The 20440-nt window shown below is 72.8% G+C and carries 16 protein-coding genes; 5 read left to right on the top strand and 11 right to left on the bottom strand.

Annotated features, from left to right (window positions below; translation table 11 throughout):
• Positions 1-18 precede the first annotated feature (18 nt).
• On the bottom strand, positions 19-6075 hold the full coding sequence (locus UQW22_RS01220) for an Ig-like domain-containing protein (protein ID WP_407319021.1): 6057 nt from the start codon (positions 6073-6075) through the stop codon (positions 19-21).
• Positions 6076-6405: 330 nt separating this feature from the next.
• Here UQW22_RS01220 and UQW22_RS01225 point away from each other — a divergent pair, with 330 nt between their 5' ends.
• Positions 6406-6900 (top strand): YajQ family cyclic di-GMP-binding protein, encoded by a 495-nt coding sequence (locus tag UQW22_RS01225; RefSeq protein WP_171782394.1) that lies wholly within the window; start codon positions 6406-6408, stop codon positions 6898-6900.
• On the opposite strand, the gene UQW22_RS01230 is transcribed toward UQW22_RS01225, so the two are convergent.
• Together UQW22_RS01230 and UQW22_RS01235 are read right to left on the bottom strand one after the other, a co-directional pair.
• On the bottom strand, positions 6901-7731 hold the full coding sequence (locus tag UQW22_RS01230) for a nucleotidyl transferase AbiEii/AbiGii toxin family protein (RefSeq protein ID WP_407319022.1): 831 nt from the start codon (positions 7729-7731) through the stop codon (positions 6901-6903).
• A complete protein-coding gene (locus UQW22_RS01235) occupies positions 7728-8270 on the bottom strand; it encodes a hypothetical protein (RefSeq protein ID WP_407319023.1) in 543 nt (180 codons plus the stop codon). The genes UQW22_RS01230 and UQW22_RS01235 overlap by 4 nt, the downstream gene beginning before the upstream one ends.
• A gap of 94 nt (positions 8271-8364) precedes the next feature.
• Between UQW22_RS01235 and UQW22_RS01240 the strand changes: the two genes are divergently transcribed.
• Positions 8365-9273: an HAD family hydrolase gene (locus UQW22_RS01240; protein WP_407319024.1), complete on the top strand. Its 909-nt coding sequence runs from the start codon at positions 8365-8367 to the stop codon at positions 9271-9273.
• Position 9274: 1 nt separating this feature from the next.
• On the opposite strand, the gene UQW22_RS01245 is transcribed toward UQW22_RS01240, so the two are convergent.
• The 6 genes from UQW22_RS01245 to UQW22_RS01270 all read right to left on the bottom strand — a co-directional run bounded on the left by UQW22_RS01245 (position 9275) and on the right by UQW22_RS01270 (position 15401).
• Entirely contained in the window at positions 9275-10138 is an 864-nt protein-coding gene (locus UQW22_RS01245) for a potassium channel family protein (protein ID WP_407319025.1), read from the bottom strand.
• Between the two features lie 50 nt (positions 10139-10188).
• A complete protein-coding gene (gene htpX, locus UQW22_RS01250) occupies positions 10189-11082 on the bottom strand; it encodes a zinc metalloprotease HtpX (protein WP_407319026.1) in 894 nt (297 codons plus the stop codon).
• Positions 11083-11169: 87 nt separating this feature from the next.
• A complete protein-coding gene (locus UQW22_RS01255) occupies positions 11170-12537 on the bottom strand; it encodes an FAD-dependent oxidoreductase (protein ID WP_407319027.1) in 1368 nt (455 codons plus the stop codon).
• 169 nt (positions 12538-12706) lie between these two features.
• A complete protein-coding gene (locus UQW22_RS01260) occupies positions 12707-13756 on the bottom strand; it encodes an NAD(P)/FAD-dependent oxidoreductase (protein WP_407319028.1) in 1050 nt (349 codons plus the stop codon).
• Positions 13753-14298 (bottom strand): isoprenylcysteine carboxyl methyltransferase family protein, encoded by a 546-nt coding sequence (locus UQW22_RS01265; RefSeq protein ID WP_407319029.1) that lies wholly within the window; start codon positions 14296-14298, stop codon positions 13753-13755. Before UQW22_RS01265 ends, UQW22_RS01260 begins: the two co-directional genes overlap by 4 nt.
• Positions 14295-15401: a type III polyketide synthase gene (locus UQW22_RS01270; protein ID WP_407319030.1), complete on the bottom strand. Its 1107-nt coding sequence runs from the start codon at positions 15399-15401 to the stop codon at positions 14295-14297. Before UQW22_RS01270 ends, UQW22_RS01265 begins: the two co-directional genes overlap by 4 nt.
• Before the next feature lie 54 nt (positions 15402-15455).
• Between UQW22_RS01270 and UQW22_RS01275 the strand changes: the two genes are divergently transcribed.
• A complete protein-coding gene (locus tag UQW22_RS01275; protein ID WP_407319031.1) occupies positions 15456-16298 on the top strand; it encodes a UbiA family prenyltransferase in 843 nt (280 codons plus the stop codon).
• A gap of 11 nt (positions 16299-16309) precedes the next feature.
• Here the strand turns inward: UQW22_RS01275 and UQW22_RS01280 are convergent, their stop codons facing one another.
• The gene (locus UQW22_RS01280; protein WP_407319032.1) at positions 16310-16909 is read right to left on the bottom strand and encodes a hypothetical protein; all 600 of its coding nucleotides are present in this window, start codon (positions 16907-16909) and stop codon (positions 16310-16312) included.
• 119 nt (positions 16910-17028) lie between these two features.
• On the opposite strand from UQW22_RS01280, the gene UQW22_RS01285 reads away from it, so the two are divergent.
• Together UQW22_RS01285 and UQW22_RS01290 are read left to right on the top strand one after the other, a co-directional pair.
• Entirely contained in the window at positions 17029-17607 is a 579-nt protein-coding gene (locus UQW22_RS01285; protein WP_407319033.1) for a prepilin peptidase, read from the top strand.
• Between the two features lie 192 nt (positions 17608-17799).
• Entirely contained in the window at positions 17800-19296 is a 1497-nt protein-coding gene (locus UQW22_RS01290) for a S1 family peptidase (protein ID WP_407319034.1), read from the top strand.
• Positions 19297-19367: 71 nt separating this feature from the next.
• On the opposite strand, the gene UQW22_RS01295 is transcribed toward UQW22_RS01290, so the two are convergent.
• Positions 19368-20351: a polyprenyl synthetase family protein gene (locus UQW22_RS01295; RefSeq protein WP_407319035.1), complete on the bottom strand. Its 984-nt coding sequence runs from the start codon at positions 20349-20351 to the stop codon at positions 19368-19370.
• Positions 20352-20440 lie beyond the last annotated feature (89 nt).

Below are 20440 nucleotides of genomic sequence, written 5' to 3' on the forward strand. Positions count from 1 at the left end.
TCCTCTTCCGTGCCATGCCTAGTTGGTCCGCCAGAACGTCTTCTCGTAGTGCTTGCCGTTGATCACGACCCACACGTTGTGCCCGCCATAGGTCGGCGCGGCGCTGCCGATGAAGCACCGCAGATCGATCGTCCCGTTCGCGGGGATGTTCTCCGTGTAGGCCGAGGTGCCGTAGAACTGATGGGCGTTGCCGTCGGCGTCGGTCCAGCAGGCGATGCTCTGCCTGCCCGTGTCCTGGAAGTCGTGCGTCGTCACCCTGAGCGTCGCGCATGTGCCGTCGTTGCACTGTTCGGTGTCGACGTAGCCGTTGCCTCGCGACACCACGGCACGCGGGTCCGGTGGCGGGTCGGACGTCGCGGACTTGCAGTTCTGGTTCGACTGACCCTCGTTGTCCGACGCCGTGACACAGACCTTCCGCGTCTTGCTGTGGCCCACCGAGATGGTGCCGCTGCCGCTCCGCTGGGTGGACAGCGTCTCGCCACCGGAGGTGACCTTCACCGTCACCGGACGGCCGTTGGTCGAGGTGCTCCACGAGTAGGTGATCTTCTGGTTGCCTCCGGACACCGAGAGGCTCGGCTTGGGGACGGGGCCGTACGGCTTGACCGCGTTCGACTGCCCGGACCAGGCCGAGCAGTCGAACTCGTTGCAGGCCCGCACCTGGAACGTGTACGAGGTGCCGTTGCTCAGGCCGGTGTACCGGTAGCTGGTCTCGTTCCCGGCGTTCTTGGCCCCGGACCCGTTGGCACGCACCTGGTAGTACGGCCCCGGCCCGCGGAAGTCCGCCGAGGCCGACCAGCTCACGTCCGCGCGCCCGCTGGTGTTGGAGCCGAGGCTCGCCGAGACGCCGGTGGGCACCTCGGGCGTGCCGTACGGGATCACCGTGTTGGAGGCCGCGCTGGTCTCCGACGTCCCCGCCTTGTTCTCCGCCGAGACGGTGAACGTGTAGGTCGAGGTGGTCGTCAGGTCCTGGAGGGTCTGCGACGTGCTCGTGCCGGGCACCTCGACCGTCCGCACCACCGACCCGTTCTCGATGACGTCCAGGTAGTACGTCTTGATCGCGTCACCGTTGGTGTTCGGCTGGTCCCAGGTCACCGTCGTCTGACCGCCCACGGCGGTGTCGACGCGGGTGGCGGTCGGCGCTGCGGGCTGGAACGGCGGGCCGGCCGGGATCTCCTCGGCGGACGGCTCGGACCACTCCGAGGGGTCCGGGGCGGCGTTGACCGCCTGGACCCGCACCGTGTAGGCCGTGCCGTTCGTCAGACCTTCCCACTCGACCGAGGTGGAGGTGAGGCACGTCTGCTGGATCCGGCCGTCGGCGGGTGCCGGGCTGATCTCCAGGTTGACGCACTCGATCGGCGACCGGTCGGTGTACGTGCGGTTCTCCCACGAGACGGTCAGCGACTCGTCGCCGAACTCCAGGGTCGGCGGCTCCGGCGGGTCCGGCTTCTCGTCCGGGCGGGCCTCGTCGGACGGCGGCGACTCCTCGGACTCGCCGACGTCGTTGATGGCCGCCACGGTGAACGTGTACGTGACGTTGTTGGTCAGCCCGTCGAAGGTGCACGTCGTCGTGGTGCACTCCGTGGACTCGCCGTCGTTCGTGCGCAGCGTGTACCCGGTGATCTCCGCGCCGTTGTCGTTCGGCTGCTCCCAGCTCAGCACCACCGTCTCGGAGCGCACCTCCTCGACCACCGGGGCGCGCGGCGGCTCCGGCCGGCCGAGGACCGTCACCGTGAGCACGCCGTCGACGTGCCGGTCCGGGTCCTCCGTGGCGTCCTGCACGGTGTACCGCACCGTGAGCACGCCGTGGAAGTCGGCGCCCGGGGTGACGATCACCTCCGAGTCGTCGAAGGTCACCTCGCCCTGCCCGGTCTCGCCGTAGGCGCCGACGATCGTCAGCGGGTCCTCGGGGAACGGGTTGGTGTCGTTCTCCAGCACCGGGACGCGGATCTCCTGGCCCTGGTGGGCGTCCGGCACCTCGTCCGGTGCCGTCTGCACGAGCGGTCGCGTGGAGCCGACCACCGTGAGGCTCAGGCTGCCGTCCACCGGCGAGTTCTCGCCGTCGGACACCGTGAAGGCGAGGCTCGTCACGGTGCCCTTGGGCACCGACGGGTCGACCTGCGCCGTGACGGTCCCGCCGGTCACGGAGGTCGAGACGCCGTCGGCGCCCTCGACCTCGAACGTCACGGGGTCACCGTCCGGGTCCTCGACGTAGCGGGACAGGTCGACGGCACCCTCCTCGCCGGCCGCCACCTCGAACGCGGGCGAGCCGAGGATCTCCGGGGGCAGGTTCTCCGCCGGCACGACGTCGATCGGCAGGGTCAGCACCGCCGTCAGCCCGTCCGCGTCGTCCGGGCCGTCACCGTCGGTCACCTCGAAGCTCACCGACGCGCCACCGGCGTAGTCCTCAATGGAGGTGTACACCAGGGTGTCGTGGTCCTCGACCGTCGTGGAGCCCTCGGTGGCCTGGACCGTGCTCTCCTCCGTGATGCGCGGCTCCCGCTCCTCGCGCACCACCACGTACTCCGCGAGGTCGATCGTCAGCGGCTCGCCGCTCGTGGCCTCCAGGGGCTCCAGCCCCGGCTCGAGGTACGGGCGGGACTGGTCGCCCGGCACGCGGACGAACGCCTGGGCCTCCAGCCCGTCGACGTCCGTCACCGTGTACGTGACGACGCGAGCCTGCGCGGCGAGCGTCACCGCGACCTGCCCGTCCTGCGTGACCTCGACGCCGTCGAGGCCCTCCTCCACGCTCACCGTGAGATCGGCCGCGACCCCGTCCGGGTCGACGTCGTTGGCCAGCACGTCCACCGTGACCTGCGTGGCACCCTCCACCTGGTCGGCGGAGACGACGTCGTCGGCCGCGACCGGGCGCAGCAGCGGCGCCTCGTCGTCGACCTCGAGGGTGATCGCGCCCGTGGAGCGGGCCTTGAACGAGTCCTGGACCGTGTAGTAGAAGGCGGAGGTGCCCTCCGTCTCGGGGGCGGCGAGGACGACGTCGTCGTCCACGACCTCCGGCTCGATGCCCTCGGGCATCCCGCTGAAGCCGTCGGTGACCAGGCCGATCTCGTCACCGTCCGGGTCGGAGTCGTTCTCCAGGGCGCGCACCGCGACGGTCCGGCCCGGGCGCACCACGCTCTCGTCGTCCACGACCTGCGGCGCCTGGTTGCTCGCCGGCGGGGCGGAGACCCCGACCCGCACGGTGCCGCGCCCGACGGCGCCCCGGGTGTCCGTCACCTCGTAGGTGAAGGTGTCGAAGCCGGCCGCGTCCTTGTCCGCCGTGTAGTCGATGAAGCCGTCGGTGATCACGGCGCGGCCCTGGCCCGGCGCGGAGGCGATCGAGGAGAGCACGACGGCGTCCCCGTCCGGATCCACGCCGTCCAGCGGGAGCGCGATGCGGACCGTGCGGCCGCTGAGCACCCGCGCCTCGGTGTCGGGCACCTGGGGCGCCGCGTTCTCCTCGCCGTCCAGGATCGTCACCGTCACCTGGGCGGAGTCCTTCTGGCCGTTGCTGTCCACGACCTCGTAGACCAGGTGGGCCGTCCCGGCCTCGGACCCGGCACGGAACCGCACCGTGTCCTCGGAGACGAACGCGTCACCGAGCGCCGCGTCGGGCTCCTCCTGGAGCTCGTCGTTGAGCGTGATCTGCAGCCCGTCCGGGTGGCTGTCGTTGTCGAGGACGGGCACGGTCACGACGTCGCCGGTGTGGACGACCGCCTCGTCCGGCCCGGCCTCCGGCGGGCGCAGCACGTCCGGAGCGGGGATCGGGACCACGCGCACCTGCCCCGTGGTGGAGCCCGAGGCGTTCGCCACGGTGTACTCGAAGGTGATCGGCTCGTCGAGCCGCTTGGTCTCCGAGATCTTCAGGACGTGGTGGTTGAGCACGGAGACGTCGACCGGGGCGTCCTCCGGAACGTCCACGGACGGCACGACGAGCACGCCGCCCGCCGGGTCGCTGTCGTTCGCCAGCACGTCCAGCAGCGCCGTGCCGTTGGTGGGCAGCAGCACCTGGTCGGACACGGCCACGGGGGCCGCGTCCGAGTCCGGCGGGGCGATGACGTCCACCCGCACCAGCCCGATGGTCGAGTTCGGCCCGTCGCTGATCTGGTAGGTGATGTCGTAGGAGCCGGGCTCCTCGCCCTGCACCGCGAACGTGCCGGCCGCGAGGTTCTTCGTGATCGTGATGTCGTCGCGCTCGGCCACGTGCACCAGGCGCAGGGTGTCGCCGTTGGGGTCGCGGTCGTTCGTCAGCGGCGACACCGTGACCGGCTGCCCGGCGAGCACGCTGACGTGGTCCTGCACGGCGATCGGAGGGACGTTCGTGGCCACGACGTCGACCAGCAGCCGGCCCTCGAACGGGCGGCCGTGCGAGTCCGAGACGGTGACGTCGACGATCTTGCGCCCGGTGGCCGAGCCCCCGTCCCGGAACTCGACGGTGCCGTCCGGCCGGAACCGGACCTCGTCGTTCGGGTCGGTGGTACCGGCGTGGGACAGGAAGAGGTCGTCCCCGTCGGGGTCCTGGAAGTACGGCAGGATCTTGATGGTCCCGGAACCGTCCTGGCCGACCTGGAGCACCGGTTCGCCCGACTGCACCGGCGCCTCGTTCTCGGAGAGCGGCACCACGCGCACCTTCACCGAGGCGGTGTCGGTCCCGCCGGGGCGACCGTCGTCCACCTGGTACGTGAAGGTCACGCTGCCCTCCGCGTCCCGCGGCACGTCGACCTGCAGCGCGGCGCCGTCCAGGACACGGTCCACGGAGAGGTCGCCCTCCGGGTCGGACTCGACGGACGCCGTCATCACGTCCCCGTCGGGGTCGACGTCGTTGCCCAGCACGTCGAGCACCGTGGTGCGGCCGGGCCGGACGCCGAACGAGTCGTCGGACGCGATGGGCGGACGGTTCTCCTTGTCGCGCTCCGCGACGAACTGGTCGACCTGCTCCGGGATCGTCTCCTCGGACTCGGCCTCCTCGCCCTCGGCGTCCTCGGGGATGGTGAGCTCCCAGTCGTCGACCTTCTGGAAGTCCTCCGCGGCCATCCACAGCGTGCCGTTGACCATGTCGTTGAGGACGATGACGTCGCGGTTCACGCGGTAGGCGAGCGACGTGGTGTCGTCGATGCCCTCCAGGACGAGGTCCTCGTCCAGGTCGACGCCGGGGCAGTCGCGGATCACCTGCCCGGAGATCGACCACGCCCCGTACGTGCAGCCGCCGAGCTGCACGGGCCGCGCGGGCGTGCCGTTCGCCGAGCGCGTCGTCGCGGTGCCGCCGTCGAGCGGCTGGTAGATCAGGCCGCGGGAGGAGGCCAGGACGACGACGTCGGACGCCGCGGAGGGCTGCTGGAGCTGCGCCTCGGCGCCGCCGTCGATCTCGACGGTGTCACCCCCCGGGAACACGAGCCGGCCGGTGGAGCGGTCGAGGACGACGACCTCGTCGCCCACCGTCGTGGTCTGGACCTCGGCGTCGGCCGCGACGGGGAGCGAGTCCTCGGTCTGCTCGACCGCCGTGCCCTGCGCACCGGTCTCGATCGTGTAGAGCGCCCCGTCGGAGGGGACGGCGACGAACACGGTGCCGTCCTCGGCCACGACCGTCGACCCCCCGGCACCGGCCTCGAGGTCGGGGTCGATCTCCTCCTCGTCGAACGCCGCCGTGCCGTCGAAGGGCAGGACCCAGACCCGCCCCTCCTCGACGTCGTGGACGGCCGTCGTCGAGGCGCCGGTCGTCACCTCGGAGCCCGCGGGGAACTTCATCGTGCCGAGCAGGGCGAGCTGGGCCGGGTCCACCGGGCTGGCCGTGGCGTCGCCCGCGCTCTCCAGCAGCACCCGCTGAGCGTTCTGCTGGACGTCGAAGCTGACGGAGTTGGCGAGCAGCGTGCCGTCGAGAGCCTGCGCCTCGTGGTTGAAGCGTCCGAGCGTGCCCGTGGAGGTCTGCGTGACCCACACGCCGGAGTCGTTGAGGTCGATGTCGGCCGTGGCCTCGCCGTCGTACCAGAGGGCGAACCCCGCCAGGCCGGCGCCGAAGAGGGCGACGACGCCCCCGGACGCGACGGACCGGCGGTGCTCGAAGACGCGTGAGACCAGGCTCATGCGAGGACCCTTCAGTAGTTGCCAACACAGGTGCGGCACGTGGCCGAGCGCGCGCAGGAGCGCGTCCTCGCGCACTGCGCGACACCTTCCGGAAGGCCCCCCTGCCGGGTGCCGACGGGCACGAGGCGCGACGACTCCGGACGGAACCTTACCGTTGCCCAGGCAGATCGGACAGGGGGTCTCATGGGGAGCGCTCCCCATCCGGCCCGCCCGAATTATCATGGAATCGGCAGGTCGGAGCGCCGCGCTCCCCCACCGAGGCAGCACGATCCGCGGCGCGCCGACTACCGTGTCCACACGTCCCCCGCACCAGCCGAAGGAGCACCCGCCATGGCCGACTCGTCGTTCGACATCGTCTCCAAGGTCGACCGCCAGGAGGTCGACAACGCCCTGAACCAGGCCGCCAAGGAGATCAACCAGCGCTACGACTTCCGCGGTGTCGGTGCCTCCATCTCCTGGAGCGGGGACGCGATCGTCCTCGTCGCCAACTCCGCGGAGCGCGTCAACGCCGTCCTCGACGTCTTCCAGACGAAGCTGATCCGACGCGGCGTCTCGCTCAAGGCGATCGACACCGGGGAGGGCGAGCCGCAGGCCTCCGGCAAGGAGTACCGCCTGCCCGCCACCCTCAAGGAGGGTCTGAGCAGCGAGGACGCCAAGAAGATCACCAAGCTGATCCGCGACGAGGGCCCGAAGGGCGTCAAGACCCAGATCACCGGCGACGAGGTGCGTGTCAGCTCCAAGAAGCGGGACGACCTGCAGGCCGTCATCGCCCTGCTCAAGGGCGCGGACCTCGACGTGGCGCTGCAGTTCGTCAACTACCGGTAGTCATGCCCCCGCGTCCGCGATGCGCTGCACGGACGACTCGGCCCACGCGACGGCCCCGTCGACATGGCGGAGGACGTCGACGTCCTCGGTCGCAGCCTCGTACAGGGTGTCCCAGCCTTCGTTGACAGCGATGGTCGGGGGCCACACCTGTCGGCGGCGATACTCGAAGAGCCGCAGGCATGTGGCCCTGACCTGAAGCAAGTCGAGCTCTTCGTCCTTTTCCAGGAGCTGGAGGTCGACAAGGTCGCGCGCCCGTTCGCTGCCGGGCTCGGAGACGGCATGGAGCTTCTGCGCGATCTGGTGGTCGATGCGCATCACCCGCACCGGCCGGGGAGGCTCGAGCCCGACCTCGGTCAGGAGACGCCTCAGATCGTCCGCAAGGTGGAGTTCCGGTTCTTCCGCGTCGCCGATCTCGTTGTGCCCGAGCTCGAACTTCACCGAGCACCACGAGCGGCCTCGGTAGGCGAGCTTGATGTCGAACGGCTGCATCACATACGCCGAGGGCACCGACGGTGGCCGAGGCGCCGCCTTCTCGACCAACCGCCCCGTGAACCCGGCCCATCCGGCAGCCAAAGAGTCCTCGAGGTCTCGGCGAAACCGCGCCAACGGCTGGACCCTTGCGGCGTCAAGGTCCTGGGTGAACCGTGTCCCCCGTCCGTAGCGCAGAGCCATCGCGCTGCCACCCTTGATGGCACCCTCGGGCAGCATCTGACCGACGACGACCAACGCCATCCCCACGCGCCGACGCAGAGCCAGACCCTCGTCCCCTTCGAGGTTCCGGAGACGCTGCTCAAGGGAGCGAACATTCGGTGGGGCATCGGTATAGGTCATGGCTGCAGCTCCTTCTTGACGCGCTGCCACTCGGTCGTGGTCAGCAGCCCGCTCGCGCGCGCCTCTTTCGCCGCATCCATCAGTCGCTCCGTCTCGATGCGCCCCCGGCACTCAAGAATCGCCTCCGCGACGGTCTGCGACTCCAACCCCTCGTAGCGAGTCGTGCGGCGGTCGGCATCCACACGGGTCAGCTCGATGGACGAGGGAAGCCGGGGACGCGCACGCTTGCGGACCGCGACCTTGATCCGCCCCGGATTGACGTCAGCGAGCCCGAACAGGGCAAGCACCGACTCACCGTGCAGGAACGCACCGTCGCCCGCGCGCAAGAGCGCCTCGGCGAACTGGTCGAGGTCGTGGGGAGGGAGGTCCGGCACGCGATACAGCCCGTACGCGATGCTCTCCAGGCCACCACGTGCTGCGAGCTTGGGGAGCTCGACCGCCGGCACACCAGCGGCTGCGGCGGCCTTGGTGGTGACATACCCGTAGTGATCGAGCGCGATCTCACGCACGATCTCCCGGTACTTCGGTCCTCGAGCCATGTCACAACTCTACTGAAATCAGTAGAGTTGTGACAGAGGACCGGTGAACCGAGGCAACGGCTGCCGTCAAGGACAGACCCGCTAGGGTCGGCACATGACCGGCGCCAGCACCCCCCGCCTCGTCGCCACGGACCTGGACGGCACGCTGCTCGGCCCCGACGGCACGGTGTCCGAGCGCACCCGCGCGACGCTGCGGGCCGTCGAGGAGTCCGGGATCGAGATCGTGTTCGTCACCGCCCGCCCGCCGCGCTGGCTGCCTGGCCTGGCCCACTGCGTGGGCGGTCACGGCCGCGTGGTCTGCCTCGGCGGCGCCGCCGTGTGGGACCTCGCGACCGGCGCAGCGCTCGAGGTCGACGGCTTCGCCGACCAGGAGCTGCGCGGGCTGGTCGCGGACCTGCGCGCGGCGGTCCCGGACGTCGCCCTCGCGTTCGAGCGGACCGAGGGCCCGGCGTTCGACCCGTGGTTCCCGCGTGACGAGAAGGGCCTGCCGGAGACGGTCCACGCCGTCCCGGTGGAGGAGACGCTGCCCGACGGCGGTACCGCGGCCACGCTCGGCACCCCGGTCGGCAAGCTGCTCGCGGTGCGACCGCGGGTGGCGGGCTCCACCCGCCCCGGCGACGTGCAGCAGGGCGGCGACGTGCAGCGCGGCGGCTCGGCCCGCGAGGACGCCCAGGAGGCCTTCTTCGCCGCGGTGCGTTCCGCCGTCGGGGGCCGTGCGCACCTGGCCTTCTCGGGCGCCGCGGGGCTGGCCGAGCTGCTCGCGCCGCACGTCACGAAGGACGCCGCGCTCGCCCGGTGGTGCGCCCGCCGGGGCGTGGCGGCCGCCGACGTCTGGGCGTTCGGCGACATGCCGAACGACGTCCCGATGCTGCGGTGGGCCGGCCGGGGGCACGCCGTCGCGAACGCCCACCCGGACGTGCTCGCGGAGGCGGACGCCGTCGTCGGGCACCACGCCGACGACGGCGTCGCCGGGGCGCTCGAGGCGTTGCTGACGCGCGCCTGAGTCAGCCGGGCGGGGCGTGGCCCCGTGTCGAGCCGCTCGAGGCGCCGCTCGTCGCACCGACGCCGTCGTTGGACCGCAACCGCGAGACCTCCTCGCGCAGCGCGCGGACCTCGGCGACGAGACCCTCGACGTCCCCACGGCGGGCCCACAGGTCGTCGGTGCTGTCCCGGCGCTCGGCGCGCTGCTCGTCGCTGCGCTCCTCGACGTTCTGCACCAGCCAGGACGACAGCGTCGCCGTCACCACGCCGAGCACGGCGATGCCGCCCAGCATCATGCCGACCGCCACGAACCGGCCGGTGATCGTCACCGGGTAGGTGTCGCCGTACCCGACGGTCGCCATCGTCACCAGCGCCCACCAGAACCCGTCCCCGACGTTCTGGATGGTGCTGTCGGCGGCGCCGCGCTCGGCGTCGGTGACGGCCAGCGCCCCGGCGAGCACCAGGAGCGCCGACCCGGCCACGGCGTAGAGCACGACGCGCCCGCGCATCGCGGTGGCACCGGCGCGGTTGAGCCGCCTGATCGCCTTGACGAGCAGCAGCAGCCGCAGGGGTCGCAGCAGCGGCACGGCGACGATGGCCAGGTCGAGCAGGTTCCCGCGCACGAACCGCCAGCGCTGCTGGGACAGCAGCAGCCGGGCGACGTAGTCGACGACGAACACGAGCCAGGACCCGAAGACCACCGCCGAGCACACCGACTGCACGGTGGCGGACGCCTGCGGCCACACGATGGGGACGGCGTACGCGACGAGGAAGACGCCCGCGACCGCGATCAGCGGCCACTCCATGCGGCGTTCCCAGTCGGCGACGCGGGGATCCTCGGCGAGGGGCGGTGACAGGGGGCGGGACGGCGGGGTGTGGTCGGTCATCGCGCCTCAGGGTAACGAAGCCCGGACCACCGTCGGACCGACCTTCGAGATCAGTACCGGGTGATGCCGCCAGGCCCGAACCCGGTGCCGCCGGCCATCTTCTCGAGGCGCGCGATGCGCTCGTCCATCGGCGGGTGGGTGGCGAACATCTTGGCCAGGCCGCCGCCACGGAACGGGTTGGCGAGCATCAGGTGCGAGACGTTCTCGAGGTCGCGGGTCTGCGGCAGCGGCGCCGCGGCGGTGCCCTGCTCGAGCTTGCGCAGTGCCGAGGCGAGGGCCAGCGGGTCACCGGTGAGCTGGGCACCGTCCTCGTCGGCGTCGTACTCGCGCGTGCGGGAGATCGCCATCTGGATGAGCATCGCGGCGAACGGGGCGAGGATGGCGAGCGCGAGCGCGGCCAGCGGGTTGCCGCCCTCGCGGCGGTCGCCGCCACCGAAGATCAGCAGGAACTGGGCGAGCGACGTGATGACGCCGGCCAGGGCCGAGGCGACGGACGACGTGAGGATGTCCCGGTTGTAGACGTGCATGAGCTCGTGGCCCAGCACCCCGCGCAGCTCGCGCTCGTCCAGGATGCGCAGGATGCCCTCGGTGCAGCACACCGCGGCGTTCTTCGGGTTGCGGCCGGTGGCGAAGGCGTTCGGGGCCTGGGTCGGCGAGATGTACAGCCGGGGCATGGGCTGGCGGGCGATCGTGGACAGCTCGCGCACGATCCGGTACATCTCCGGCGCCTCGAGCTCCGTGACGGGGTAGGCGTGCATCGCCTTGATGGCGATCTTGTCCGAGTTCCAGTACCCCACGAACGTGCCGATGAGGCCGAGGGCGGTGAACAGGAAGAGCATCCCCTGGCTGCCGCGGAAGAACACCGCCCAGAGGCCCAGAAGCACTGCCCACAGCACCCCGAACAGCAGCACGGTCTTGAGACCGTTGAAGTGCCGATGACCCACGTGCGTTCTCCTTCCAGGCGACACCCGTGCAACGCACGAGGCCCGACGGCGGTTCCCACCGCCGTCGGGCCTCGTGCGTCGGTCAGGTCAGGAACGACCCTTCGCGATGTCGATCATCTCCTCGCGGGGGACGACCTTGATGCGCTCGCGCCCGTGCGGCTCGCCCAGCGACAGCTCGTGCGCGTCGAGGACGGAGAACTCGTCCCACGTGACGACGTCGACGCCGCGCTCGGCGAGGAAGTCGATGATCTGCTGCGGCTCGCCGTGCGGTGCCGTCCGACCGTCGTCGGCGGCGTCCTCCACCAGGTGGCGCACCGTCTCCGAGGCGTCCGACTTGGTGTGCCCGATCAGGCCGACCGGGCCGCGCTTGATCCAGCCGGTGGTATAGACGCCGGGCAGGTGCTCGCCGTCGAGGTCGACGACCCGGCCCTCCCGGTTGGAGATGACGCCCTTGAGGTCGTCGAAGGGGATCTCCGGCAGCGGGGAGCCGAAGTAGCCGACCGCGCGGTAGACGGCCTGGACGGGCCACTCGTGGAGCTCGCCGGTGCCCTTGACCGTGCCGTCGCCCTGCAGCGCGGTGCGCTCGGTACGCAGGCCGACGACCTTCCCGTCCTCGCCGAGCACCTCGGCGGGCGCCTGCAGGAAGTGCAGGTGGATGCGTCGTGACGCCGTCTGCTGCGACGGCTCGACGAGCGTCCAGTCCGTGAGGGTCTTGACGACCTGCTTGGTCTGGTTGGTCGCCTCGATGGCGGCCATCGAGCCCTCGTCGAAGTCGTAGTCCTCCGGGTAGACGACGATGTCGACGTCGGGCACGTGCCCGAGCTCGCGCAGCTCCAGCGGGGAGAACTTCACCTGGGCGGGGCCGCGGCGGGCGAACACGTGCACGTCGGTGACCGGGGAGGCCTCGAGACCGGCCTGCACGTTGGCCGGGATCTCCGTGGACAGCAGGTCCTTCGGGTGCTTGGCCAGGATGCGCGCGACGTCGAGGGCGACATTCCCGGCCCCGAGCACGGCAACCTCCTTCGCCTCCAGCGGCCACGTGCGCGGCACGTCCGGGTGCCCGTCGAACCAGGACACGAAGTCCGCGGCGCCGTAGGAGCCGTCGAGGTCGATGCCGGGGATCGTCAGGTCGGCGTCCCGGATCGCACCCGTCGAGAAGATCACCGCGTCGTAGTACTGACGCAGGTCCTCGAGCTTGAGGTCGACGCCGTAGTTGACGTTCGCCAGCAGCCGCACGTCACCCTTGCTCAGCACCTTGTGCAGGGCGCCGATGATGCCCTTGATGCGCGGGTGGTCGGGGGCGACGCCGTAACGCACGAGACCGAACGGGGCGGGCAGACGCTCGAAGAGGTCGATGCTGACGTCGAGGTCCGTCTTGGACAGGATGTCCGCGGCGTAGATGCCCGCGGGTCCTGCACCGACGATCGCGACGCGCAGGGGTCGGGAGCTGCTCACTGCGAGGTACGCCTTCCGGATCGGGGCTTGCGTGGGTTTCGATTCTACGAGGAACTCCAGGCACCGAGGTGAGGATTACCTCACGTCCGTTGCTGGCACGACGCCAGGTTCTCACATTCGTCCCGAGAGGTGAACAGGTCGTCTCACATGACGAGCAGTTTCTGACCACTCACCGTGCGAGCCGTTCCACCACCGCACCGAAGATCCCCGGCAGGTGCGCCGCGGCCGGCACCACGCCGCGCCGGACCGGCGACGTCGCGGCGGCGACCAGCCCGCCCGTCAGCAGTCGGTAGTCCCGCGTGACCCGCCGCCACGCCCGCTCGTACGACCCGGCGTCGTCGAGGTGCACGACGGCGGCACGTGCCTGCGCGAACCCGACCCTCAGGCCCTCGCCCGTCAAGGCGTCCACGTACCCGGAGGCGTCGCCGACCAGCCGCACCCGGCCCCGCGTGCGGGCCGACGACCGCACCCGCAACGGCCCGGCCCCGCGCACCGGCCCGGCCGGCCCGGCGTCCGCCAGCCGGTCCCCGAGCTCGGGGAGCGTCGCGAGCTCGTCGTCGAACACGATGCCGGGCGGCCCGAGGAGAGCCACCCCCACGAGATCCGCCGCCACGGGGGTCACGTACGCCTCGACGCGGGGGCCCCAGTGCACCTCCACCCGGTCCGACCACGCGGCCAACCGGTAGTGCCGCCGCAGGCCGAAGCGCCGGCCGCCGCCGGACGACCTGGGCCTCGGCGCCCGGCGCCCCGGCGCCACCTCGAGCCCCACCTCCCGGCGCACGCGCGAGTGCAGCCCGTCGCACGCCAGCAGCCAGCGGGCCCGCACGCCGCCCGCCGTGACGCCGTCGTCGTCCTGCCCCACCGTGCCGACGCGGCCGGGCACGACGGTCGCGCCCGCCGCGAGCGCCGCCTCGTGCAGCGCGGTGTGCAGCACCGTGCGCCGCACCCCGCGGCCTGGGCCGTCGCGGAACCGGTGGTCGGCGACCGTGCCGTCCTGCCGGTAGGAGATCCCCCGCAGGTCCCAGCCCGCCGGGTCCACCCCGAGGCGTCGCACGGCGGCGAGCGTGCCGGGCAGCAGACCCTCGCCGCACGCCTTGTCGACGGGGGCGGCGCGCGGTTCGAGGACGACGACGTCGAACCCGGCCCGGCGCGCCTCGACCGCTGCGGCGAGCCCGACCGGCCCGCCCCCGACCACCAGGACGTCGGTGTCGGCGCTCACCGACGCCCGGGGTCCGGCCCCGGTCCCAGCGCCCCGCGCAGCGCGCGCTCCTCCGCCGGGATCCGGAAGCCGAGCAGCAACCAGGCGTTCAGCACGGTGAACGCGACGGCGGTGATCCACGCCGAGTGCACGAGCGGCAGCGCGATGCCCTCCAGCGCGACGGCGACGTAGTTGGGGTGCGGTATCCACCGGTACGGCCCGCGCCGGACCATCGACAGGCCGGGCACGACGATCACGCGGGTGTTCCACTGCGGCCCGAGCGTGGCGATGCACCACCAGCGCAGACCCTGGCTCGCGACCACGACGGCCAGCATCGGCCAGCCCAGCCACGGCAGGAACGGCCGGTCCAGCGCGACCACCTCCACCACGCAGGCCACCAGCAGCGCCGAGTGCAGGACGACCATCGGACCGAAGTGCCCCCGCCCGGACTCCACGCCGCCACGCTCGAACGACCAGCGGGCGTGCCGCGCGGAGACGACGAGCTCCGCCAGCCGTTCGAGGCCGGTCGCCACGACGAGGGCGACGTACAGCGCGACGCTCATGGGCCCACCGCCTCCCGGTCGCCGCGCAGCAGCACGAGCTCCGCGGCGACCCCCGGCCCGAACGCCATGAGCACGGCCCACTCCCCCGGTCCCGGCTCGCCGTCGGCCAGCGTCGCCGCCAGCACGTGCAGCACCGACGACGACGACAGGTTGCCCTCGGCCGCGAGCGTGGCCCGCGTGCGTGCCACGGCAGCCTCGGGCAGGTCGAGCGCGTCGCGCACCGCGTCCACCACCTTGGGGCCGCCGGCGTGCACCACCCACGTCGCGACGTCGTCCGGCGTCAGCCCGTGGGGCGCCAGGAGATCCTTGACGTCCCCCGCCAGGTGCGCGCCGAGCAGCCGGGGCAGCTCGGGCGACAGCACGATGCCGAACCCGGTGTCCCGCACGTCCCAACCGAGCGCGTCCCCCGTGCCCGGGTACAGGTGGCTGCGGGTGCCGACCACGTGGGGCGCCGGCCTCGACGCCGTTGCCGGCCCCGGGTCGCGGACGGCGCGGGCCCGGTCACCGCCCACGACGACGGCGCTCGCCCCGTCGCCGAACAGCCCCGACGAGACGAGGTTGGCCGTCGAGGTGTCGTCGCGCTGGAACGTCAGCGAGCACAGCTCCACCGAGACGAGCAGGGCGACCTGGCGCGGACGGCCGACGAGGTACTCGTGCAGGTGCGCCAGGCCGGCCGCGCCCCCGGCGCAGCCGAGCCCGAAGGACGGCAGGCGCCGCACGTCGGGACGCAGGCCGAGCCGGTGCACCAGGGCGGCGTCCAGCGAAGGGGCGGCGATGCCCGTCACCGACGTGAAGAGCACCAGGTCGACCTCCTCGGGCGCGGTGCCCGCGTCCGCGAGCGCCGCCCGGCACGCCTGCTCCGCCAGGTCGGTGCCGACGCGGACGAAGTGGCCGTTCGCGTCGCCGAACGACGTCAGGCCCGCGTACTCGTCGATCGGCAGCGCCAGGTGGCGGGTGTCGACCCCCGACGCGGCGTGCACCCGGTGGGCCAGCCGACGGCGCGGACCGTCGGGAGCGAGCAGCGGCACGATGGCGTCCGAGATCTGCTGCTGCGGGTAGACGTCCGGGGGTAGTGCGGGGGCGACGGCCAGCACACGGGGCATGCTGGCATCGTGGCACCTCGGCGGCCGCGACGCGCGGGCACTACGTTCACAGGCATGACCGGACTCGGTACACGCACCCGCGCGATGGTGGCTGCCACCCACCCGGCACCGGCCCTGACCGTCACGCTGTTCGCCGCCGCCCTGGCGCTCGAGGTCGCGACGAGCCTGGGTCGCGCCGTCCTGATCACCGCGGCCGTCGGCACGGGCCAGCTCGCCATCGGGTGGAGCAACGACTGGCTCGACGCCGCCCGTGACCGCCAGGTGGGGCGGGTCGACAAGCCGACCGTCTCCGGCCTGGTCGACCCCGGGACGCTGCGCACGGCGGCGTTCGGCGCCCTGGTCCTCAGCACGGTGCTCGGCTTCTCGACGGGCCTGACCGCCGGCCTCGCCAACCTCGGCGTCGTCGCCGGCGGCTGGACCTACAACCTCTGGCTCAAGCGGACGGTCTGGTCGTGGCTGCCCTACGCCGTGGCGTTCGGGCTGCTGCCCGCGTTCGTCGTCGCCGCGAGCGGAGGCGGACGCGGCGTGGCCGGGTGGGCCGTGCTCGCCGGAGCGCTGCTCGGTGTCGGCGCCCACGTCGCCAACGTGCTGCCCGACCTGGACGACGACGCCGCCACCGCGGTGCGCGGGCTGCCGCACCGGCTCGGCCGGCGGGTGTCCGCCGTGCTCGCCCCCGCGGTCCTGGCCGCGGGGAGCCTCGTGACCCTCCTGGGCCCGCCGGGTCAGCCGACGGCGACGAGGGCCGTGCTGACCGTCGTCGCCCTCGCCCTGGCCGTCGGGGCCGGCATCCTCGGCGTGACACGGCCCCGCAGCCGGGCGCCGTTCCTGCTCTCCATGGCGGTCGCGGGCCTGTGCGTGGTGCAGATCGTCGCGGCCGGGGACCACCTCATCGGGTAGTTAGCACTGGTTCAGCGCGCACCGGCCACGGGCACCGCGCCCCTCAGCTCGGCCACGGCCCGGGCGACGTCGGCGCCGACCGTGCCGGCCGCGGCGCGCAGCGGGCGGTAGGCGGGGACGAGGACCACGGCCGTGAGCCCGTCGTGCGCCCACACGGCGGGCACCTCGCGTCCACCGAACACCGCAGGGCCGTCGGTGACGCCGTCGGGCGTGCGCTGCACCACCCACCGCGGGCCCTCCTCGCGCCGGGCCCACACCTCGAGCTCGGTCGGCGTGACGACGACGGCCACCGGGCTGCCACCCATCGCGAGCCAGCCCCGCGCCGACGCCCCCTGGTGGCGTGCGACGTCCGGCATCTCCGCCGTCGTGAAGCCCGGCACCACCACCATCCCCGGGCGCCGCCGGGCGGCGTGGGCGGCGCACCCCGCGACCCGGTGCCGCAACGTCCCGAGCACAGCACCGACGATCACCAGGACGACGAGCAGCGCGACCCAGATCGCCGCGGCGTCGGTGGCGCCGTCCCGCAGGTCGAGTGCGAGCCGCAGGAGGGAGACCACGGCGATCACCACCAGCGCCGTGACGTAGAGGACGCGCTTGTTCCGGGCGTTCACGAGATCGGGCCTCTCCGTCGACGGCAGGACGGGCACGGAGACTACCGCAGGCGACGGGCCCGCCGCCTGGCCTGTGGACGACCGACCTGCGGCCGTGGCATCTCGCCTACGATCCTCGCGTGCCCACCCTCCTCGCACGAGCCCGCCTCGAGGTGACGCCGTACCGGCGCCGCATCGCCGTCGGTGGCGCGCTCGCCGTGGTGTGGGCGATCTGGGCGAGCGGTCCGGGGTGGTCGACGCCGGCGCTCGCGGTGGCAGCGGCCGCGGGCGTCGCGCTCGGCGTGGTCGACGCGGCGACGCACCGCCTGCCCGACGCGCTCACCTACCCGGCGACCGCCGTCGTCGGCGCACTCCTGGCGGTAGCCGCGCTCGCCGACGGATCCTGGGACGCCGCCCTGCGCGCGCTGCTCGGCGCCGGCGCCCTCGGCGCGGGATACCTGCTGCTGCACCTCGTCAGCCCGTCCGGCCTCGGGCTCGGCGACGTCAAGCTGGCGGTCCTCCTCGGCGTGGTCAGCGCCTGGTACGGCTGGTCCGTGCTGTGGGCCGCCGCGGTGCTGCCGTTCCTGGTCGGCGGTCTCGTGGCGCTCGTCCTCGTCGTCGCGCGGCGGGCCACCCGCAAGACGGCGATCGCGTTCGGCCCGGCGATGCTCGTCAGCACGGCGCTCGCCCTCACGGCCGCTCGGCTCGCCTCCGTCTGAGAGCCGTTCGACGGGCGAGATCCGATCGCACCGGCGAGGCTGGTCCCGGATCTCCGATCGATGCTCGAGGCTACTGGCTGTGTCTGCATACCGCCTCGGTATGACCTGAGTGTTATCTGAGCAGAAACTGAAGATGGAGCCTACCGTGAAGGAGCCGGGCAACCGGCCCGGCACCTGACGGAAGGAAGCTCCATGAGACGTACGACCTTCAGGAGGCTCGCCACCACGACGGCGACGCTCACGCTCACGGCCTCGGCGTTCACCGCCCACGCCGCGCCCCCCACCCCCGACGCCGACGCCGACGAGCCGATCGGCGGCGCGGACCTCGCGGAGAAGTACCCCGACGAGCTGCTCGAGGCCATGCAGGACGACCTCGACGTGACCGAGGACCGCGCCGTCGAGCGCCTGGACTTCCAGGCCGAGGCCTCCGTGACCCTCGACGAGCTCGACGACGCGCTCGGCGACGACTTCGCGGGGCTGTGGCTCGACACCGACGACGACGTCGTCTACGCCGCCGTCACCGACCAGGCCCAGGTCTCGACCGTCCGCCAGGCCGGGGCGAAGGCCGTCACCGCCCGCTACGCGCTCGAGGACCTCGAGGCGTGGCAGGCCTCCCTCACCGCGTCCCTGTCCGGGGTCGACGGCGTCCCCGGCACCTACGTCGACCTCGCCGAGAACACCCTCGTCGTGCAGGTCCACCGCGGGTCCCGCGGCGAGGCCCGCCAGGCCGCCCGAGCGGCCGGGGTCCCCCAGCGCGCTGTGACCTTCGAGGTCACCACCGAGGAGCCGCGGACCTACCAGGACGTGGTCGGCGGCAACGCCTACTACACCGGCGGCGGGTCACGCTGCTCCGTCGGCTTCGCCGTGACCACCGGGTTCGTCACCGCCGGTCACTGCGGGGCCACCGGCGCGACGACGTCCCAGCCGAGCGGCACCTTCGCCGGCTCGGTCTTCCCGGGCAGCGACATGGCCTGGGTGCGCACCGCGGCGGGGAACACCCCCGTCGGCGCGGTCAACGACTACTCCGGTGGCGTCGTCGAGGTCGGCGGCTCCACGCAGGCGCCGGTCGGCTCGCAGGTGTGCCGCTCCGGCTCGACCACCGGTTGGCACTGCGGCACCATCCAGGCCTACAACGCCACCGTCACCTACCCGCAGGGCAGCGTGAGCGGCCTGATCCGGACCACGGTCTGCGCCGAGCCCGGCGACTCCGGCGGCTCGCTGCTGGCCGGCGACCAGGCGCAGGGCGTGACCTCCGGCGGGTCCGGCAGCTGCAGCACCGGCGGTACCACCTTCTTCCAGCCGGTGAACCCGATCCTGAACCGCTACGACCTCACGCTCGTCACCAGCGGCGGCGGGGGCGGCGGCGGTGAGGACCCGGCCTGCACCGGCTCGTCCTCCACGGGCGACGGATCCCTGAACCAGGGCGGGCAGGCCGTGCACCCCGACGGCAGCTACTGGAACCAGAGCAGCGCGGCGACGATCACCGCCTGCGTCGAGGGCCCCTCGACCGCCGACTACGACGTCTACCTGCAGCGATGGAACGGCAGCGGCTGGTCGAGCGTCGCCCAGGGCACGACGACCTCGCACCTCGACTCGCTGACGTACTCGGCGTCGTCGGGCTACTACCGCGTCGTGGTCCACGCCTACGCGGGCTCGGGGGCGTACACGACCGGCATCACCGTGTCATGACACAGGCGTCGTGACGCGCACCGGCTGACCGGCACCGCCGCCGGTCAGCCGGTGGCGTCAGGCGGACGGCCTCAGACGGCCCGGTCGGCCAGCGCCGTGGCCAGGTCGTCGAACGCCTGCTTGACCGGCCCGTCGGGCAGCGGCGCCAGCTCGGCGGCCGCCTCGCGGGCCCAGCGCACGGCGAGCTCGCGCGTCTCGGCCAGCACGCCGTGCCCCCGCAGGTCCGCCACGACGGCGGACAGCGCGGCGTCGTCGGACAGGTCGCCGTCCAGGCGGGCCAGCAGGTCGATGTCCGACGGCGTGGCCTCGCCGCGCTCGACGCGCCGGCGCAGCAGCAGCACCGGCATGGTCGGCACGTGCTCGCGCAGGTCCGTGCCGGGGGTCTTGCCCGACTCGTCGCCCGACGACGCGACGTCGAGCACGTCGTCGGCGAGCTGGAAGGCGACGCCCACCTTCTCGCCGTAGCCCGTCACCGCGTCGATCACGTCGTCGGCGCACCCGCCGAACATGGCGCCGAGCCGGGCGGAGGTGGCCAGCAGCGACGCGGTCTTGTCGCTGAGCACCTGCAGGTAGTGCTCGACGGCGTCCGCCCCGGCGGCGGGGCCGGTGGTCTCGTGGAGCTGTCCCAGGCACATCCGCTCGAAGGTGCGCGACTGCAGCACGACCGCCTCCGGCCCGAGACCCGCCACCAGGGCCGACGCCCGGGCGAACAGCAGGTCCCCGACGAGGATCGCGACGGTGTTGCCCCACACCGAGTGCACCGACGGTGCCCCGCGGCGCACGGGCGCGGAGTCCATGACGTCGTCGTGGTAGAGCGACGCGACCTGGGTGAGCTCGACCACGACCGCCGCGTCGACGAGCCGGGGGTCGGCGCCGTCGCCGAGCTCGCCGGCGAGCAGCGTGAGCAGGGGCCGGAACCGCTTGCCGCCGGCCGCGATGAGGTGGCGCGACGCGTCGTCGGCGAGTGCGTCGGTCGACGCCACGGCGGCGTCGAGCGTGGCGTCGACCTGCGCCAGCCGTCCCGCGAGACGGTCGGCCAGCGCGTGGTCGCTCACGGGAATCGCGGTCGGCAGCGCGGCAGGAGCACCAGCCGAGGCGTCAGAAGCACGGGTCACGGTCCGAACCTATCTGCCCGGGCCCGGGG

This window comes from Isoptericola halotolerans (assembly GCF_045689585.1).
GTDB lineage: Bacteria > Actinomycetota > Actinomycetes > Actinomycetales > Cellulomonadaceae > Isoptericola > Isoptericola halotolerans_B.

Excerpts from the sequence above, each read along its gene's own strand:
- UQW22_RS01220 (WP_407319021.1), bottom strand. The coding sequence starts at position 6,075 with ATGAGCCTGGTCTCACGCGTCTTCGAGCACCGCCGGTCCGTCGCGTCC.
- UQW22_RS01225 (WP_171782394.1), top strand. The coding sequence starts at position 6,406 with ATGGCCGACTCGTCGTTCGACATCGTCTCCAAGGTCGACCGCCAGGAG.
- UQW22_RS01230 (WP_407319022.1), bottom strand. The coding sequence starts at position 7,731 with ATGACCTATACCGATGCCCCACCGAATGTTCGCTCCCTTGAGCAGCGT.
- UQW22_RS01235 (WP_407319023.1), bottom strand. The coding sequence starts at position 8,270 with ATGGCTCGAGGACCGAAGTACCGGGAGATCGTGCGTGAGATCGCGCTC.
- UQW22_RS01240 (WP_407319024.1), top strand. The coding sequence starts at position 8,365 with ATGACCGGCGCCAGCACCCCCCGCCTCGTCGCCACGGACCTGGACGGC.
- UQW22_RS01245 (WP_407319025.1), bottom strand. The coding sequence starts at position 10,138 with ATGACCGACCACACCCCGCCGTCCCGCCCCCTGTCACCGCCCCTCGCC.
- UQW22_RS01265 (WP_407319029.1), bottom strand. The coding sequence starts at position 14,298 with ATGAGCGTCGCGCTGTACGTCGCCCTCGTCGTGGCGACCGGCCTCGAA.
- UQW22_RS01270 (WP_407319030.1), bottom strand. The coding sequence starts at position 15,401 with ATGCCCCGTGTGCTGGCCGTCGCCCCCGCACTACCCCCGGACGTCTAC.
- UQW22_RS01275 (WP_407319031.1), top strand. The coding sequence starts at position 15,456 with ATGACCGGACTCGGTACACGCACCCGCGCGATGGTGGCTGCCACCCAC.
- UQW22_RS01290 (WP_407319034.1), top strand. The coding sequence starts at position 17,800 with ATGAGACGTACGACCTTCAGGAGGCTCGCCACCACGACGGCGACGCTC.